Raw genomic sequence first — 17,789 nt, 5'->3', positions numbered from 1 at the left:
ACCACGACGCGCCGGAAAATGCTCCGGCGCGTCGTGTTTTTCAGGATCCCTTTTTCAAGATTGCAGCCACCCGCTCGGCCATTCTGGCGAGAGCATCCTTGGGCGTCAGCGCGCCGCGCTGGAGCTGATCGAGAATCTCAGCCTGCGCTTTCCAGACTGTGCTGCCCATATTGTTGGGATAGGCATACCAGGTGGCCGCATTGTCCATCTGCGCGAATACAGTTCGGAAATTCGGATTGGCGGCGTAGAATTCCGTCAGGAGGGCCGCGGAATTCCGGTTCGTCGGCATGTAACCCGTCGTCTGTGCAATTTGCGCCTGAACCTTGGCGCTGGTCAGATATTTGACGAATTTCCACGCCGCATCCTGCTTTGCGGGCTCCTGAGCCAGGATGACGACGGCGTTACCGCCGGTGGGCAGACCGCCCTTGTTCCTGTCGGGCATGGGATAACGGACCGTGCGCATATCGAAACGACCGCCAACGGCCTTGGTGAAGTTTGCGACGCCGGAGGGTGAAGCGACGACCATGCCGAGCTTGCCGGCGAAGAACTGCTGGTGGGCGGGGTCGGTGCTGGTATCGACGGCCATGCCGGTTTTCAGCGAAATGTCCTGCGCCAATTGCAGCGCCTTCAGGCCGGTTTCGTTGTCGAAACCGATCCCGGTCTCATCGGCATTGACGATGCGGCCGCCTTGCGAAAGCACCATGAGTTGCCAGTACCAGTCGCTGGCAAGTGCCCCGACCGAGAAGTTGAGACCGGCAACATCGCTGCTCGAAGCCTTGATCCTGTTGGCGAGGTCGATAACGGCCTGCCATTCATCGGGAAATTTATCCATCGAGCCGCCGGCTTTTGTCACCAGATCGGCGTTTACGTATAGGATGGGGGTGGATGCATTGAATGGAAGCGCAAATTGCTTGCCCTCGACCTGGCCAAGATTGAGTACGGATTCCGCATAATTCTCCTTGGTCCAGCCGGCCGTTTCCTTATCCATGAACGGCTGGAGGTTAACGGCGAGACCGCGCTCCTCAAGCGTCTTGACAAGCGGACGCAGCCACGAATATGCAGGCAGGTAAATATCCGGCAGGTTGTTGGTCAGCACATCGCGCATGATCGTCTGATGCGCCTTGGCATAATCTTCTGCCGGCACCTGCAGGTTGATGGCGATGCCCGGATTGTCCCGCATGAAATCCTTGACCACAGGCTGGAGAAACGCCGCCGTGCTGGGATAGGCATGGAAGAAATTGAGGGTGATATCGGTCGATTGCGCCTTGGCCGGAACGGCAAGGGCGCTGGCGATCGCCGCCGCGACAAATGCGAAGATTGTCTTGGTCTTCATGGTATTTTGATCCTTTGAGATACCGGTTGACTGCATCAGGCCTGTCGGGTTGCCGCCCGGCAGGCCTGTTTCTCATTTCACTCCGCTCATGGTTACGCCCTGGACGAAGCGTCGTTGCGATGCCAGAAACAGCAGTATGAGCGGGGCGGCAACAAGCGTGGCGCTGGCCATGAGCGCGCCGAAATTGTCGCCACCCTCCTGACCTTTGAAAAACAATATGCCGAGCGTCGGCGGAGCCAGCTCGGCCGACCTGATGACGATCATCGGCCAATAAAGATCGTTCCAGTGAAAGCTGACGGAAAATACCGCGAAGGCCGCAATGGCGGGCAGCATGGCTGGCAGGACGACGCGGGCGACAATTTCGATTTCCGTCATGCCGTCAAGTCGCGCTGCTGCGAGAATATCGTCGGGAAAGGATTTGATGAACTGGCGAAACAGGAGGATTGCGAAAGCCGAGGTGAGATAGGGCAGCATCATGGCAAAGTAACTGTCCAGCAGCCCGAATTCGGCAAGCGTCAGGAAGATCGGCAAGGCGGGCACCTGAGCGGGCACGGCCAGCGTCACAAGCACCAGGGCGAACATGAACCGCGCCCCCCGAAACTCATATTTCGCAAGCGCGAAGGCACAGGTAACGGTGGTCAATATTTGAAAGAACAGGATGCCGCCACAGACGATGATGCCATTGGCTATGAAGCGCAGCAACGGCGTCTCGAACAGCGCGCGACCGTAATTGTCGGACAGCGCCTGAATGGGCGTGATCGGATCAGCCACCGCCCCAAAAATTTCGCCGCTTGACCGCAACGACGCCTGCACCATCCACAGGAAGGGATAGGCGATGACGAAGGCGCCACTCAGCAGGACGATGTGCGCTGTCACGGAATTGAACAGGGAGCGTGACACGGGCTTCATCGGTAGTGCGCTCTCTTATCCAGCAGGAAAGCCTGCACAATGGAAAATGCGGCAAGCAGGGCGAGGAAAACCACCGTCAGGGCGCTGCCATAACCGATCTTCAGGGCCTCGAAGGTCTCGCTGTAGACTTTATAGAGCAGCATGTCGGTCGCGCCGTTCGGTCCCCCGCGCGTCAGCACTGCAACCGTATCGAACACCTGGAAGGCCTGGATCGAACTGAGCATCACAACGACAATGGTGGTCGGTGAAAGCAGCGGCCAGACGACATAACGCAGCCGGTCGAAAAAGCCATCGACGCCGTCGAGCCGGGAGGCTTCCTGTAACTCCTTGGATACGGTCGCCAGACCGGCGAGAAAGAGAACCAGATTGAAGCCGACGAGATGCCAGATACCAATGATCGCCAGACCGAAGAGAGCATAGTCGGCATTCGCGAAGAAATCGATCGGCGTCAACCCGACCGATGCCATCAGTTGCGCAAGCGGGCCGATGCGTCCGTTCAGAAGGAAACTCCACACGATGGACATTGCCGTGAGCGTACCGGTCACGGGCAGAAAATAGATGATTTCGTAAAAGCGGCGCGTCGTCGTCCGTCCATGAACCAGCAAAGCGAGGACGAGTGCCAGCACTACCGAGCCGGGCACGACGATCGCGGTGTAGATGGCGCTGTTGTTGAGCGCCCGCCAGAAATAGGGATCCTGCAACAGCTGCGCATAGTGGCTGAGACCGATGAAACGCACCGCAACGCTTCCCAGTTCATAGTCGGTGAAGCTCAGGGCAAAGACCGTCAGCACCGGCAGAATCGTCGTCGCCGTCAGAAGAAAGAAGGCCGGACCCGCGAATAGATAGGCAAGGGCCGCAAACCCCGGTCCGCTGGCGGAGACCCTAACGGAAAGCAGCATGTGAGCCTCCCGCCGCAACGCCCGCATCCACGATCCCGGCGTCGATCCGCACTCCCAGGCTGTCGAACAGCAGCGCATCCGCACACGTGATGCGCAGCCATGCGATGTCACCGGACCTGCTGTATTTTGGCTGTGTGTTGAAAGTTTCGGTACGAAGCTGCACCCGCACCGGACCTGAACCGAGCCGCGCTCCATCCAGTCGCAGGATCACTTCCGCGCCGAGACGCTCCGTCCTGACGACGGGAAGTGCAAAATGCGCCCCGCCACCCTCAGCCGACACAAGCTCGATCGATTCCGGGCGCACACCGAGACGGTAGCTTCCGTTACCGACGGACGGCGCGCGCAAACCCAACTGTACGCCAGCGGCAACGAGATCGCCCCTCTCCTCCACATCGACCGGCAGGATGTTGATCGGTGTCGCACCAATAAAACGGGCAACCGACAGGCGCGCCGGACGCCGGTAAATATCGTCCGGGGAACCGAACTGAACGATTCTCCCCTCGTCCATGACCGCAATACGATCGGAGAGCGCCATTGCTTCCGTCTGATCATGGGTCACGAAAATGAATGTAATACCGGTGCGGCGGTGCAGCTCGGAAATCTCGTCCCGCAGCTGCAGCCGCAACCGGGCATCCAGATTGGAGAGCGGCTCATCCATCAGAAAAACGGCGGGCTGGCGTACCATGGCCCGCCCAACCGCCACCCTTTGACGCTGGCCGCCGGAAAGTTGTGATGGCCGGCGCTCCAGAAAAGCGTCCAGTTCCAGCTGCGTGGCGACGGCCTGAACATCCTTATCGATACCGCTCCAGATCGCCCTCGCCCCGCCGATATGACGGCCGATCAACGGCAGACGTTGCAAAAAGGAAAGCCGGTTCATCATCAGCGGAATGGCGATATTCTGCCGCACGCTCATATGCGGATAAAGCGCATAGGACTGGAAGACCATGGCGACATCACGCATTTTCGGCGCAAGCCCGTTCAGCGGTACCGAACCGATGCGAATTTCACCTGTATCCGGCGTATCCAGTCCGGCGATGAGACGCAGAAGTGTGGATTTGCCGCATCCGGACGGCCCAAGCAGGGTCACAAACTCCCCTGACTCAACCTCAAGGCTCACGTCGCGCAATATCTCGACATTGCCGAAGCGTTTTCCCAAGCCGTTGATCGTGAGTTGCCGTCCCACAAATTTCTCCACCAAGAATGAATGCGTGAAAAACTCTAAAAATTAAAAACAATGGAGATTTTCTTCATGCCTATGCAAAAAAAATATCGCCCGTAAGGAGCGAATTTAGCTATGCAGCAGAACTAATCGATCGACATGACAGCAGGATGAAGCGTGAGGCTGGCCACTCAAATCCCTCGTCGTTCCAGCATCTCGTCGTCCAGCGCCTGGGCCAGCGCTTCGACCACGACGACGAAAGGCGCTATATAGCGGATCGATCCCTCCATGGGCCAGGGCCCGGGCAGGTGAAACGGCAGGACGTGGTCGGCAATGTCGGCAAGTGGTCCTTTTTCCCGCGCGGTGATCGCCACGGTTTTCGCGCCCGCTTCCTGCGCCGCCTTCATAAAATCCAGCGTATCGGCTGTAATGCCCGAAAGCGAAACGGCAAAAGCCATGCCGTTCGCGGGCAGTTTCTGTGCCGCAATATAGGCCAGGCGACTGTCGGTCACACAGAAGACGGGAACACCCAATCGCAGCAGCCGGTATTCCAGCAGCGAGGCGCATATCTGCGAAACGCCGCCGCCAAACACCACCGCCCGCGGCGTCGCCGAAATGACGCGAGCCAGAGTCGCCATGTCGGCAACATCGACAAGCTCGGCGGTTTTTTGAATGGACAATTGCAAAGACGAATTCAGGCGTTCGATCCCCAGGTCGGCATTTGCCTTGGCTTGCCCAGAAACGAAGTTGCGTTCCGTTGCAATATCATCGACGAGGGCAAGCTTTATGTCGCGAAAGCCGTGAAAACCCAGAAGCCGACAAAACCGGATGATCGTTGCCTGCCCGGTGTTCGTCGCCTCCCCCAGCTCGACGATCGTCTGGTTGATAACCCGTTCCGGATAGAGTGACACATAGCGGCCGATGCGCGCCACCGCACCGGACATATCATCGATCCGCCTGGCAATAAGATCAGCAACGCTATTTTTCCCGCTGAGGGTCTTGCGGTATTCTTTCAACGATCTGCTTTCGGTTTGCGCCAGCAAGGCCGGCAGCACTCGTGTGGAAACTCGGGCAAGGAAATTTCTCTCACATCTGTGCGGCATGCCGCTTTGTCCGATCTCAACCAATAGAACACAGGCCGCGTTCATTGCTTTGGAGGCATTACCCCTGCCCGAACAACGTGAAGTACCCCCACGCGGCCGCGAAGAATAAGATCACGGCGGCAATCGTCAGGGCCTTTTTTGCTTTCGGCCCCAGCGGTTCGCGCGGTTTTTTCGGCGGCACCGGTTTGCGGAACTTCACCACATTGTCGTTCATTCTATCATCGTCCTGCATGTCGCGGCTGAAACCGGTGCCACATCAATGGCATCGGCCTTTACGGATTCCTATCTACCAGACCAGAGCTATCATAAATATTACCAAGTTTTCACTTCCTCCTTGGGGCAAGCTATGTCACTTCCCACAATCAGAGGAATACAAACAGCGACAGACGGACCGGAAAACAGGGTTGGCGACAATCCCCTGTGGTATTTTGAATTTTGCGGGTGACGAGAATGAATGATGCCAACAGCAATGGCCACGACACGGAAAACAGCCAGCCCGATCTGCGGGAGATTCTGGGTACGAACAGGTCAGGCAGGAAGAAGAAGTCGCGCCGCTATCTCTATGTCGCAGCTGCCATCGTGCTGATCGGCGGCGGCCTTGGCTATTACTACCAGTCGCGTGCCGCAGGCGTCGCCTATAATTACGTCACGGAAGCGGCGAAACAGGGTGACCTTTCCGTCATCGTCACCTCCACCGGTTCAGTCCAGCCAACGGATCAGGTTGATATATCGAGCGAATTGTCCGGCACGGTGCGCAAGGTCAATGTCACCTACAATACCCCGGTCAAATCAGGTGATATTCTGGCGGAGCTCGACACCAACAAGCTGGAAGCCGACGTGCAGAGCGCCCGCGCCAAGCTCGCCTCCGCCAAGGCCAATGTGCTGAAGGCGCGCGCCGATCTCGGCTCGGCAAAGACCTCCATGGAGCGCCTGCGGTCCCTCGTGCAGAGCCGGGTGTCCAGCCAGCAGGATCTGGACGCCGCGCAATTCAGCCACGATGCCGCCGCGGCCACGCTTGAAGTCAACGAGGCCACCGTGCTTTCGGCGGAAGCGGATCTGAGGCTTGCCGAGGTCAATCTCGGCAAGGCCAAGATCGTCTCGCCCATCGATGGCGTCATCCTCACCCGCAGCGTCGATCCCGGCGCCACCGTCGCCTCCTCGCTCAATGCCCCTGTTCTCTTCACCATCGCCGGCGATCTGCGCCATATGGAGTTGCAGGTCTCGGTGGATGAGGCGGATGTGGGTAAGGTCGAAACCGGCCAGAAGGCCAATTTTAACGTCGATGCCTATCCCGACCGCAGCTTTCCGGCTGAGATCGAAACCGTCCGCTTCGCCTCGGAAACCGTATCCAACGTCGTGACCTACAAGGGGATATTGACAGTCGACAATGAGGAGTTGCTGCTGCGCCCGGGCATGACGGCGACCGCCAATATCATCGTCGAGGAAATCAAGGATGCCCTGCTGGTGCCGAATTCCGCGCTTCGTTATACACCGCCGCGCGAATCCGCCTCCCGTGGCGGTGGGCTGATGAGCCTGTTCCGCCCGCCCCGCATGGGCCGCTCGCAGAACCGCGACGCCGGCCCGGCGGCAACGGCCAAAAGAACGGTCTGGGTGTTGCGCAACAACAATCCGGTCTCCGTCGCCATCGAAACCGGTTCCACCGACGGCCAGCATACCGTGGTAAAATCGGGCGAGTTGAAAGCCGATGACCAGGTGATTACCGACGCAACGGCCCGCAACGCAGGCTGACGGAGGACAAGCCCATGCAACAGCCGCCGCTCATCGAATTCCGCAATGTCGTCAAGCAATATGGCCGCGGCGAAGCGACGATCCGCGCGCTTGACGGCGTCAGCCTGTCTATCCGCGAAAAGGAATTTGTCGCCATCATGGGACCATCGGGCTCGGGCAAATCCACCTCGATGAACATCATCGGCTGCCTGGATGTACCGACAGCTGGCGAATATCTGTTTCAGGGCGTGCCGACCAGCGGCTTCGACAATGAACATCTGACGCTGCTGCGCCGGCATATGCTCGGCTTCGTCTTTCAGGGCTTCAATCTGCTGTCACGCACCTCGGCGGTGGAAAATGTCGAGCTGCCGCTGGTCTATCGCGGCATGAAGGCATCGGAGCGGCGCGCCCGCGCCATGGAGGCGCTGGCGCAGGTGGGTCTGAAAGGCCGCGAGGATCACACCACGCAGGAGCTTTCCGGCGGCCAGCAGCAGCGTGTGGCCATTGCGCGCGCCATCGTCACCCGCCCTGCCCTGCTTCTCGCCGACGAGCCGACCGGCAATCTTGATACGAAAACCAGCGCCGAGATCATGGATCTTATCACCTCCCTCAACCGCGACAGGGGCATCACGGTGGTCATGGTCACCCATGAAGAGGATATCGCCGCCCATGCCGGGCGTCTCCTGCGTTTCGTCGATGGCCATCTTGCCTCCGACAGCGCGACGGACAAAAAGGAGACCGCCGATGTTCTTTGAAACGTCGCGCCTTGCGCTGCGCGCCATCAGCCGCAACCTGCTGCGCTCCTTCCTCACCGTGCTCGGCGTCGTCATTGGCGTCGCCGCCGTCATCGCCATGGTCACCATCGGCAACGGCACGACGGAACAGGTGAAATCGGAATTGTCACGGCTCGGCACCAACATGCTGTTCGTACGCCCCGGACAGTTCGGGCCCGGAAGGGCGAGCACCGAGGCCAAGCGCTTCGATGACCGCGATGTCGAGGCCATTCGCAACCAGATCAGCGGCGTGCGTGCCGTGGCGCCGCAGAACCGCAGCTCGGCCGCCACCGTCATTTTCGGTGGCAAGAACCACCAGACAAGTGTCATCGGCACCACCAACGACTATCTGATCGCGCAGGACTGGACCATCGCGCTCGGGCGCGATTTCCAGCCGGCCGAAGATCGCGGCGGCCAGATCGGCTGCATCATCGGCGAAACGGTGCGGCAGGAACTCTTCGGTGCAGAGAACCCGGTGGGACAGACGATCCGCGTCAGCAACATCTCCTGCCCCGTCATCGGTGTGTTGGGCAGAAAAGGCCAGTCCGGCCTCGGCGACGATCAGGACGACACGGTCATCATGCCGCTGAAAATCCACCAACGGCGCATCGGCGGCACCACCACCATTTCCTCGATCATGGTTTCGGCGCAGGACGGCGTTTCGACTGCCAAGGTGCAGAGCGACCTGCAGAACCTGCTGCGCGAACGCCGCCGCATCGGCATCGGCCGCGAGGATGATTTCACCGTCAACGACATGACACAGATCGCTTCGGCCATGACCGGCACAACGACGCTGCTGACCGGGCTTTTGGGCGCAGTCGCAGCCGTCAGCCTGCTGGTTGGCGGCATCGGCATCATGAACATCATGCTGGTCTCGGTGACGGAACGCACCCGCGAGATCGGCATTCGTCTCGCCATCGGTGCGCTGGAGAAGCAGGTCCTGACGCAGTTTCTGGTGGAAGCCGTGATGCTCTCCGCCTTCGGCGGCATCGTCGGCATCCTGACCGGCCTGGGTCTGGCTTACGGCGTCGTCAGCTTTCTCAACGTGCCCTTCGTCACCAGCCCGTCGATCATCTTCCTCGCCTTTGCCTTCTCGGCTGCCATCGGGGTGATTTTCGGCTATTTCCCGGCGCGACGGGCGGCAAGCCTGAGCCCGATCGAGGCTTTGCGGCACGAGTGAGACAAGCCGTCGAGGCTGCAACGGCCCCGACGTAACAGATTGATGATTCACGGAGGGCTTCGATGTTCAAATCGGTATCTGACAGCGCCGCCGCCGCGGACGGCGGTTCGCTCGCGCTCTTCGTGGAACGAATTGACGGACAGACGGAGCTGTTTGTGATCAATCGCTCCCTCGCATCACGCGGAACGCCTGACTATAACAAGATCACTTCGAGCCTTCGGCCGCTTGCCAACAAGGATTGCGCGATGATCGCGGCGGCTCTCGAGCCGCTGTTGACAACGACACCATCGATTCATCCGCTGGCGGATTTCATCGATACGCTGAAACAGCAGTCATGATCCTTCGAAAGCTGATTTGCGCGTGGCGCAGTTTGCGGAAAATGAATCTGAAACCTCTCATCCGTCATCCTCGAGCTTGACCCGGGGATCTACAAAGGTCTCAAGGCATTTGACGGGAATGGATCCTCCGGTCAAGCCCGAGGATGACGTCGTGTTTGTGGGAGCGCTGTGTGCATAGGAAAGGTCTGTCTCTCCCTCGCAGAGATAGCGTAACCAATCAAACGCTGGCTTCAGCCTCACGCTGCTTCGCCAGCGCCGCCAGATCGGCGGGCTTCAACTCGACCGATTCACCGCAGCCGCAGGCGGATGTCTGGTTCGGATTGTTGAAGGTGAAACCGGAGCGCATCTTGGTCACTTCGAAATCCATCCGCGTGCCGAGCAGATAAAGCACGGCGGAAGGCTGAACCCAGACCTTTGCGCCTTCGAATTCAACCAGATCATCCTTCGCATCCGGTTCGGTCACGAGGTCGATGGTATATTCCATGCCCGCGCAGCCGCCCTTCTTGATGCCGACGCGCACGCCCCTGGCATCCGGTCCGGAATTTTCGACGATTGCTTTAACGCGCGAGGCGGCAGCCCCGGTCATGGTCATGATCGCAAAGCCCATGGGCTTAATTCTCCTTCGACAATCGAGTTCAAGGCTCGATGCTTATGGATTTCAATTTAGTAGCGCCTGAGAGTGTCATCAAGGGATGACATCAGTCAAATCACGTCAATACCAGCCGACAGCGACCTGTGCTTCTTCCGACATGCGGTCCGGCGTCCATGGCGGATCGAAGGTCATTTCGACCACGACACCGGAGACACCCTCGACGGCGCCCACGGCATTTTCCACCCAGCCTGGCATTTCACCGGCCACCGGGCAACCGGGCGCCGTCAGCGTCATGACGATCTTGACCATCCGGTCATCCTCGATGTCGATCTTGTAGACGAGACCGAGTTCGAAGATATCGGCCGGAATTTCCGGGTCGTAGACGGTCTTCAGCGCCGCGATCACGTCATCGCTGAGGCGCGCCAGTTCATCAGGCGGGATAGACGACGGCTTTGCCGCGTCTTCGGTCGTATCCTGGGTCTTTGCAGTGGCTTCGGCAGTCATGGTCTTAAACCTCAATCCTGATCTCTTATCCCGATATCAGGCGAAAAATTTGCGCGCATATTCCAGCGCCTCAACAAGAGAGTCTACTTCGCCGCGGGTATTGTAAAGGCCGAACGATGCCCGGCATGTGGAGGTGACGCCGAAGCGTTTCAAGAGCGGCATGGCGCAATGGGTGCCCGCACGCACGGCAACGCCGCGCCGGTCGATCACCATCGAGACATCATGGGCGTGAATGCCCTCAAGCTCGAAGGAGAAGATGCCGCCCTTGTCCGGCGCATTGCCGATGATGCGCAGCGAATTGATCTCGCGCAACCGCTCGGCAGCATAAGCGGCAAGATCGGCCTCGTGTGCTGCAATCGCGGCGCGGCCGAGATTGTCCATGTAATCCAGCGCGTAACCGAGGCCGATGGCCTGCACGATGGGCGGCGTACCGGCTTCGAAACGGTGCGGCGGCTCGTTATAAGTTACATTGTCTTCGGTAACGTCGAGGATCATCTCGCCGCCGCCCTGGAACGGCCGCATCTCGCGCAAGCGGTCGGCCTTGCCATAAAGCACGCCGATGCCCGAGGGACCGTAAAGCTTGTGGCCGGTCATCACATACCAGTCGCAATCGATATCGCGCACATCGACCGGCATGTGAACCGCGCCCTGCGAACCATCGATCAACACCGGAATGCCGCGCTCATGCGCGATACGGCAGATTTCCTTGACCGGCACGATGGTGCCGAGCGCATTCGACATATGGGTGATGGCAACAAGCTTGGTGCGCTCCGTCAGGCTCTTTTCGAAAGCCTCGATATGAAACGCGCCGTCATCATCGACAGGCACCCAGACGAGCTTCGCACCCTGCCGCTCGCGGATGAAATGCCATGGCACGATGTTGGAATGATGCTCCATGATCGAGATGACGATCTCGTCGCCTTCGCCGATCTTCGGCATGCCATAACCGTAAGCGACCGTATTGATCGCCTCGGTGGAGGATTTGGTGAAGACGATCTCATCCACCGAACCGGCGTTCAGGAAACGGCGCACCTTTTCGCGCGCCGCCTCATAGGCGTCGGTTGCGGCATTGGAGAGAAAATGCAGGCCGCGATGCACATTCGCATACTCATTGGCATAAGCATGCGAAACGGCGTCGATCACCACCTGCGGTTTTTGAGCGGACGCGCCGTTGTCGAGATAGACCAGCGGCTTGCCATAGACCTCGCGCGACAGGATCGGGAAATCCTTGCGCACGGCTTCGATGTCATAAGGGGCCGCCAATGCGGCGCGTTCGCTCTCAGGCATGATGTTCCAGCCAGCCGGAGATGATCGTCTCCAGCGCCTCTACCAGATTTTCTTCTTCCAGTTCCTCGACGATCTCGGCGACGAAGGCGTTGACGAGCATCGCCCGTGCCTTCGCCCGCGGCACGCCGCGCGCCATCAGATAATAGAGATGATTGTCGCTGATATCGGCAACCGTCGCGCCATGGCCGCACTGAACGTCGTCAGCGAAGATTTCCAGTTCCGGCTTTGCCGAGAACTCGCCATCGTCGGACATCAGAAGCGTATTGCACGCCATCTTCGCGTCGGTCTTCTGGGCATCGGGAGCCACCCGGATCATGCCCTGGAAAATGCCCTTTGCACGATCGAACACCACGTTGCGGAACACTTCCGTGGAGGTCGTGTTCGGCACGTTGTGGCCAAGAACCATCGTCACGTCGGTATGGGTTTCGCCACCCAAAAGGTTGACGCCGCGAACGATTAGGTCCGTGCCCTCGCCTTCCACGTCGATGCGCAGTTCCTGCCGCGCCAGCTTGCCGCCGGCATTGACAATGAACAGGCGAATCTTGGCATCCGCGCCGATTTTCATGCGCAGCTGGCCAAGATGGATATCGGCCGCACCCTGTTGCTGCAGGATGATCCAGGTCACTTCCGCACCGTCTTCAACGACGATGTCGCTGACGGAGGAAACAAAGGCCGCATCCGAAGTCACCGAAAGGTGACGCTCTATGACGGTCGCCTTGGAGCCCTTGCCGAAACGGACCGGGAAGCGGCTGTGAACCTGGCCTGCGCCATGGACCGCCTGCAATTCGATCGGCTTCTCGATATCGGCATCGGCCGGGATCTCGAGCACCAGACCATCGCGCACGAAGCTGCCATTGATGCGGCCAATCGCGTCATCCTTGCTGGCTTCGGCAAGACCGGCAGCAGCGGAGCCATCGAGCAGGCTTTCGGCAAAACGCGACACGCGGACGTCTTCAATCTTGCCGATATCGGCCGTGCCATGCTGCACATAGGCGACCAGCGAACCGGCAACAGTGGGTGTCTGCTTTTCGATAACAGGCGCAGGCCGGTCTTCCGGAACGGCGCGCAGCAGGCTCTTCAGATCGGTATAATGCCACGCCTCGATGCGGCGGGTCGGAAGACCGCCGGTCTTCAGATCGTCGAACAGCACGTCACGCGCGGCGACAACAGCGCCGTCGCCCGGCAATTCGCTGAACTTGGCAGTGTAAGCGTCGACCAGCGCGGTTTCCGCTGGCGTCAGCCGGTTGGTAGCTTGAATGTTCATGGACATCACCTCCTGGCCCGACTTAGGCCGCTTCACCGATGATGTCGGCGTAACCGTTGTTTTCCAGTTCCAGCGCCAGAGCCTTGTCACCCGAGCGGATGATCTTGCCCTTGTAGAGAACGTGAACGCTATCAGGCACGATGTAATCAAGCAGGCGCTGATAGTGGGTGATGACGACGGTGGCGCGATCCGGCGACTTCAGCGCATTGACGCCATCAGCAACGATCTTCAGGGCGTCGATGTCGAGACCGCTATCGGTTTCGTCGAGAACGCAGAGCTTCGGCTCCAACAGCGCCATCTGCAGGATTTCGGCACGCTTCTTCTCACCGCCGGAGAAGCCGACGTTCAGCGGACGCTTCAGCATTTCCATGTCGATCTTCAGATCGCCGGCAGCTTCCTTGACGCGGCGGATGAAGTCCGGCGTCGTCAGCTCGGACTCGCCACGCGCCTTGCGCTGCTCGTTCATCGCGACCTTCAGGAACTGCATGGTGGCGACGCCGGGAATTTCGACCGGGTACTGGAAAGCAAGGAAGATGCCCTTGGCGGCGCGCTCGGCGGCGTCCAGTTCCAGAATGCTTTCGCCGTTATAGAGAATGTCACCGGAGGTGACTTCATAATCTTCGCGGCCGGACAGGATGTAGGACAGCGTCGACTTGCCGGAACCGTTCGGCCCCATGATGGCCGCAACCTCACCGGCGGCAACCTTCAGGTTGAGACCCTTGATGATCTCGGTTTCGGTATCGGCGATCTTTGCGTGCAGGTCGATGATTTCAAGCATGGATGTATCCTAAGAATTGTGTGAGCGACGGTGCGCGAACATCGCGCACTCAAATGCATGTTTGGGTGACGATCAGCCGACCGAGCCTTCCAGCGAAATGCCGATCAGCTTCTGCGCTTCCACGGCAAATTCCATCGGCAGTTCCTGAATGACTTCCTTGACGAAGCCGTTGACGATCAGCGCGATCGCCGCTTCCTCGGGAATGCCGCGCTGCAGGCAGTAGAACAGCTGGTCTTCGGAAATCTTCGACGTCGTCGCCTCATGCTCGAAGTGAGCGGAGGAATTCTTCGCCTCGATATAGGGCACGGTATGCGCGCCGCACTTGTCGCCGATCAGCAGCGAGTCGCACTGCGTGAAGTTACGCGTGTTGGTCGCCTTGCGGTGAGCCGAAACCTGGCCGCGATAGACGTTTTCCGAAAAGCCGGCGGCAATGCCCTTGGCGATGATGCGGCTCGACGTGTTCTTGCCGAGATGGATCATCTTGGTGCCGCTATCGATCTGCTGATGGCCGTTGGAGACCGCGATCGAATAGAATTCGCCACGGCTGTCATCACCGCGCAGGATGCAGGACGGGTATTTCCAGGTAATCGCCGAGCCGGTTTCCACCTGCGTCCACGAAATCTTCGAACGGTTACCACGGCAATCGCCGCGCTTGGTCACGAAGTTGTAGATACCGCCCTTGCCTTCCTTGTCGCCCGGATACCAGTTCTGGACGGTGGAATATTTGATTTCGGCGTCATCGAGCGCCACGAGTTCGACCACGGCGGCGTGAAGCTGGTTCTCGTCGCGCTGCGGCGCCGTGCAGCCTTCCAGATAGGAGACGTAGGCGCCCTCTTCGGCGATGATCAGCGTGCGCTCGAACTGGCCGGTGTTCTTTTCATTGATGCGGAAATAGGTGGAAAGCTCCATCGGGCAGCGAACACCCTTCGGCACGAACACGAAGGAACCGTCGGTGAAGACAGCCGAGTTCAGCGTCGCGTAGAAATTGTCCGTCGTCGGAACGACCGAGCCGAGATATTTCTTCACCAGTTCCGGATGCTCGCGCACGGCTTCCGAAATCGACATGAAGATGACGCCGGCTTTCGCCAGTTCCGCCTTGAAGGTGGTGACGACGGAGACGCTGTCGAACACGGCGTCCACCGCAACCTGGCGCTTTTCGACGCCGGCGAGGATTTCCTGTTCCTTCAGCGGAATGCCGAGCTTTTCATAGACCTTCAGAAGCTCCGGATCGACTTCATCGAGCGACTTCGGGCCGGGCGTGCTTTTCGGCGCCGCGTAATAATAGAGATCGTTGAAGTCGATCTTGGGGTAGCTGACGCGTGCCCATGTTGGCTCTTCCATCGTCAGCCAGCGCTTGTAAGCCTCAAGACGCCATTCCAGCATCCATTCCGGCTCCTGCTTCTTGGCCGAGATGAAACGGATCACCTCTTCCGAAAGGCCCTTCGGGGCCTTGTCGACTTCGATATTGGTTTCGAAGCCGTATTTATACTGGTCCACATCGATCTGGCGTACCTGATCGATCGTTTCCTGAACCGCTGCCATGTCGTTCTCCAATCTCGCCGGAGCCAAGGTCCGGTGGCTTGTCAACGTATCAAGGCGGAAAGCCGCCTTATCCATCTTCGGGCAATGTCACCGCGCCGTTAAGGGGCGGAGCTTATACCCATGTAAGTGCGGGATGGCGCTTTTCACACATCCCGGCAAGCGGAAAATTGCTATTCCGCAATTCTTTGCCGCATTTTAAGCGGCCTGACCGGAAAGCCTGCGCCGCCCGGCAATTTTCGTGAACGCCGCAAGCGTCCGTTCTATATCGGCCTCATCAGTCGCATGGCCAAGGGAAATCCTGAGTGCGCCAAGCTTGGGATCACGCCCCATAGCCGTCAGCACATGGCTTTCCCCCACCTTGCCGGATGAGCAGGCCGAACCGGCAGAGAGCGCAATGCCTTCAATATCGAAAGCGATCTGCCCCGTTTCCGCCTTCAGGCCCGGCAGGGTGAAAAACGTGGTATTGCCAACGCGGGCAACGTCCTCGCCGTGGATGATCACGTCAGGCGCACTCACCCGCATGCCGTCTTCCAGCCGCGCCCGCAGAGCGGCAAGACGCGCCGCTTCAATCTCGAGATTCAGGGCAGCCACAGCGGCAGCGGCACCAAAACCGATGACAGACAGGGTATTTTCCGTGCCGGAACGATGCCCCTTCTCCTGCCCGCCGCCATGGATAAGCGGCTTCGGCATCATCACCTCGCCGCGCGAGACCAGCGCGCCAGCCCCCTTGGGGCCACCGAGCTTATGGGACGAGACAACCACGAAATCGGCATCGAGCGCATTGATATCGAGCGGGACACGACCTACCGCCTGCACGGCGTCGACGACCATCAATCCACCCGCCGCATGCACCAGCCGCGCCGCTTCCACCACCGGCTGGAGGATGCCGGTCTCATTGTTCACCAGCATGCAGGCAACCATCGGCAGGCCGGTGGAAGCATCATGCGAAGACAGAAGCGCCTCGAGTGCGACAAGATCGATGACACCCGCTGACGTAACGGGAATTTCCGTAACGTCAGCCTTGCCGAACCGGCCGCCTTCGCGAAAGGCGGGGTGCTCGATCGCGGAGACGTAAAGACGGCCATAGCGCACCGGAGCGCGCCCCATCTTGAATTCAGGCGTCAGCACCAGATTGGCGGCTTCCGTCGCGCCGCTGGTGAAGGTGACATGGGCGGCCTGCGCACCGGCAAGCGCTGCAACCTCGCGGCGGGCGGCCTCGACGGCAGCGCGCGCCGCACGCCCTTCCCGGTGAACGGAAGACGGGTTGCCGGAAAGATCGAGCGCCGACACAAGGACGTCACGCACGGCGGGCAGAAGCGGCGCCGTGGCGTTCCAGTCCATATATGTGCGCGTCAAACCCGTCATGGCGATGAGGCTTTATCCAATCTTCAATGCGCAAAAACGCATTTTTCTTGAAATTACAGTTGCGCTTGCCTTATGACACGACCCGAGTGCTTAAGCACACGCAAAGTTTCGAATTATTCTAAACTGCGTTCTAGAAAAGATGACACAGTTCGTCAAGTCTTCTCATCGGAAGAATGCGGTTGGAGAATGAAAAAACACGACCGGAGTACCAATGCCCGAAGTCATCTTTAACGGCCCTGCGGGTCGCCTCGAAGGCCGTTATCAACCCTCCAAGGAAAAGAGCGCGCCGATAGCGATCATCCTTCATCCGCACCCGCAGTTCGGCGGCACGATGAACAACCAGATCGTCTATCAGCTCTTCTATCTTTTCCAGAAGCGCGGTTTCACGACGCTCCGGTTCAATTTCCGCTCCATCGGCCGCAGCCAGGGCGAGTTCGACCACGGCGCTGGCGAGCTTTCCGACGCCGCTTCCGCCCTCGACTGGGTCCAGAGCCTGCATCCCGATTCGAAAAGCTGCTGGGTTGCCGGTTATTCCTTCGGCGCCTGGATCGGCATGCAGCTTCTGATGCGCCGTCCGGAAATCGAAGGCTTCATGTCGATTGCGCCGCAGCCCAACACTTACGATTTCTCCTTCCTCGCGCCGTGCCCCTCTTCCGGCCTCATCATCAATGGCGATGCCGACAAGGTCGCGCCTGAGAAGGACGTGAACGGTCTGGTTGAAAAGCTGAAGACCCAGAAGGGCATCCTCATCACCCACCGCACCCTTCCCGGCGCCAACCACTTCTTCAATGGCAAAGTGGATGAGCTGATGGGCGAATGCGAGGACTATCTCGACCGCCGCCTCAACGGCGAGCTGGTGCCGGAACCGGCGGCCAAGCGCATTCGGTGATTGGCTGCGCCTCTTGGCGGGCGGCTCGATTTTTCTAAAGTGATCGCAGGCGGTTGTGGCTTACCCCCCTCTGCCCTGCCGGGCATCTCCCCCTCAAGGGGGAGATCAGCTAGACGCCTGCTCCTCGCCTAAGCCTCTGCATTAAA

General features: G+C 59.3%; 18 protein-coding genes. 5 read left to right on the top strand and 13 right to left on the bottom strand.

Going from position 1 to position 17,789, the window contains the following annotated elements; all coding sequences use genetic code 11:
• Positions 1 to 40: 40 nt before the first annotated feature.
• From G3A56_RS01005 to G3A56_RS28365, 6 genes are all read right to left on the bottom strand, one after another.
• The gene (locus G3A56_RS01005; protein WP_082184454.1) at positions 41 to 1,333 is read right to left on the bottom strand and encodes an ABC transporter substrate-binding protein; all 1,293 of its coding nucleotides are present in this window, start codon (positions 1,331 to 1,333) and stop codon (positions 41 to 43) included.
• Between the two features lie 72 nt (positions 1,334 to 1,405).
• A complete protein-coding gene (locus tag G3A56_RS01000) occupies positions 1,406 to 2,242 on the bottom strand; it encodes a carbohydrate ABC transporter permease (RefSeq protein ID WP_082182505.1) in 837 nt (278 codons plus the stop codon).
• Positions 2,239 to 3,141 (bottom strand): carbohydrate ABC transporter permease, encoded by a 903-nt coding sequence (locus tag G3A56_RS00995; RefSeq protein WP_082182506.1) that lies wholly within the window; start codon positions 3,139 to 3,141, stop codon positions 2,239 to 2,241. The genes G3A56_RS01000 and G3A56_RS00995 overlap by 4 nt, the downstream gene beginning before the upstream one ends.
• Positions 3,125 to 4,324, bottom strand: a complete 1,200-nt coding sequence (locus G3A56_RS00990; protein WP_246231048.1) for an ABC transporter ATP-binding protein — start codon at positions 4,322 to 4,324, stop codon at positions 3,125 to 3,127. The genes G3A56_RS00995 and G3A56_RS00990 overlap by 17 nt, the downstream gene beginning before the upstream one ends.
• Positions 4,325 to 4,491: 167 nt before the next feature.
• On the bottom strand, positions 4,492 to 5,448 hold the full coding sequence (locus tag G3A56_RS00985) for a MurR/RpiR family transcriptional regulator (protein ID WP_082182507.1): 957 nt from the start codon (positions 5,446 to 5,448) through the stop codon (positions 4,492 to 4,494).
• Positions 5,449 to 5,461: 13 nt separating this feature from the next.
• Complete coding sequence (locus G3A56_RS28365) at positions 5,462 to 5,617, bottom strand: hypothetical protein (RefSeq protein ID WP_003495420.1); 156 nt, start codon at positions 5,615 to 5,617, stop codon at positions 5,462 to 5,464.
• A gap of 236 nt (positions 5,618 to 5,853) precedes the next feature.
• On the opposite strand from G3A56_RS28365, the gene G3A56_RS00980 reads away from it, so the two are divergent.
• From G3A56_RS00980 to G3A56_RS00965, 4 genes are all read left to right on the top strand, one after another.
• Positions 5,854 to 7,152, top strand: a complete 1,299-nt coding sequence (locus tag G3A56_RS00980; RefSeq protein ID WP_082182508.1) for an efflux RND transporter periplasmic adaptor subunit — start codon at positions 5,854 to 5,856, stop codon at positions 7,150 to 7,152.
• Positions 7,153 to 7,166: 14 nt separating this feature from the next.
• Complete coding sequence (locus tag G3A56_RS00975) at positions 7,167 to 7,886, top strand: ABC transporter ATP-binding protein (RefSeq protein ID WP_003495418.1); 720 nt, start codon at positions 7,167 to 7,169, stop codon at positions 7,884 to 7,886.
• Positions 7,876 to 9,084: an ABC transporter permease gene (locus tag G3A56_RS00970; protein ID WP_082182509.1), complete on the top strand. Its 1,209-nt coding sequence runs from the start codon at positions 7,876 to 7,878 to the stop codon at positions 9,082 to 9,084. Before G3A56_RS00975 ends, G3A56_RS00970 begins: the two co-directional genes overlap by 11 nt.
• 62 nt (positions 9,085 to 9,146) lie before the next feature.
• A complete protein-coding gene (locus tag G3A56_RS00965; protein WP_082182510.1) occupies positions 9,147 to 9,422 on the top strand; it encodes a hypothetical protein in 276 nt (91 codons plus the stop codon).
• Between the two features lie 217 nt (positions 9,423 to 9,639).
• Here the strand turns inward: G3A56_RS00965 and sufA are convergent, their stop codons facing one another.
• From sufA to G3A56_RS00930, 7 genes are all read right to left on the bottom strand, one after another.
• Positions 9,640 to 10,029 carry a Fe-S cluster assembly scaffold SufA gene (sufA, locus tag G3A56_RS00960; RefSeq protein ID WP_082182511.1) on the bottom strand — a complete coding sequence of 130 codons (390 nt, stop codon included), beginning with the start codon at positions 10,027 to 10,029 and terminating at the stop codon, positions 9,640 to 9,642.
• A 105-nt stretch (positions 10,030 to 10,134) separates the two neighbouring features.
• Positions 10,135 to 10,518 (bottom strand): SUF system Fe-S cluster assembly protein, encoded by a 384-nt coding sequence (locus G3A56_RS00955; protein WP_003495414.1) that lies wholly within the window; start codon positions 10,516 to 10,518, stop codon positions 10,135 to 10,137.
• Between the two features lie 36 nt (positions 10,519 to 10,554).
• Positions 10,555 to 11,805, bottom strand: coding sequence for a cysteine desulfurase (locus tag G3A56_RS00950; RefSeq protein ID WP_082182512.1), 1,251 nt, complete (start codon positions 11,803 to 11,805; stop codon positions 10,555 to 10,557).
• On the bottom strand, positions 11,798 to 13,069 hold the full coding sequence (gene sufD, locus G3A56_RS00945) for a Fe-S cluster assembly protein SufD (RefSeq protein WP_082184456.1): 1,272 nt from the start codon (positions 13,067 to 13,069) through the stop codon (positions 11,798 to 11,800). Before sufD ends, G3A56_RS00950 begins: the two co-directional genes overlap by 8 nt.
• A 22-nt stretch (positions 13,070 to 13,091) precedes the next feature.
• Positions 13,092 to 13,847: a Fe-S cluster assembly ATPase SufC gene (gene sufC, locus G3A56_RS00940; protein WP_003522658.1), complete on the bottom strand. Its 756-nt coding sequence runs from the start codon at positions 13,845 to 13,847 to the stop codon at positions 13,092 to 13,094.
• Positions 13,848 to 13,919: 72 nt separating this feature from the next.
• Positions 13,920 to 15,389 (bottom strand): Fe-S cluster assembly protein SufB, encoded by a 1,470-nt coding sequence (gene sufB, locus G3A56_RS00935; protein ID WP_006698793.1) that lies wholly within the window; start codon positions 15,387 to 15,389, stop codon positions 13,920 to 13,922.
• A gap of 195 nt (positions 15,390 to 15,584) precedes the next feature.
• Positions 15,585 to 16,754 (bottom strand): cysteine desulfurase family protein, encoded by a 1,170-nt coding sequence (locus tag G3A56_RS00930; protein WP_082182513.1) that lies wholly within the window; start codon positions 16,752 to 16,754, stop codon positions 15,585 to 15,587.
• A 211-nt stretch (positions 16,755 to 16,965) separates the two neighbouring features.
• Between G3A56_RS00930 and G3A56_RS00925 the strand changes: the two genes are divergently transcribed.
• On the top strand, positions 16,966 to 17,643 hold the full coding sequence (locus G3A56_RS00925) for an alpha/beta hydrolase (RefSeq protein ID WP_003495402.1): 678 nt from the start codon (positions 16,966 to 16,968) through the stop codon (positions 17,641 to 17,643).
• The last annotated feature ends 146 nt before the right edge of the window (positions 17,644 to 17,789 follow it).

Origin of the sequence: Rhizobium oryzihabitans (genome assembly GCF_010669145.1) — a bacterium.
Taxonomy (GTDB): domain Bacteria; phylum Pseudomonadota; class Alphaproteobacteria; order Rhizobiales; family Rhizobiaceae; genus Agrobacterium; species Agrobacterium oryzihabitans.
This window is presented reverse-complemented; position numbering and strand designations above follow the sequence as displayed.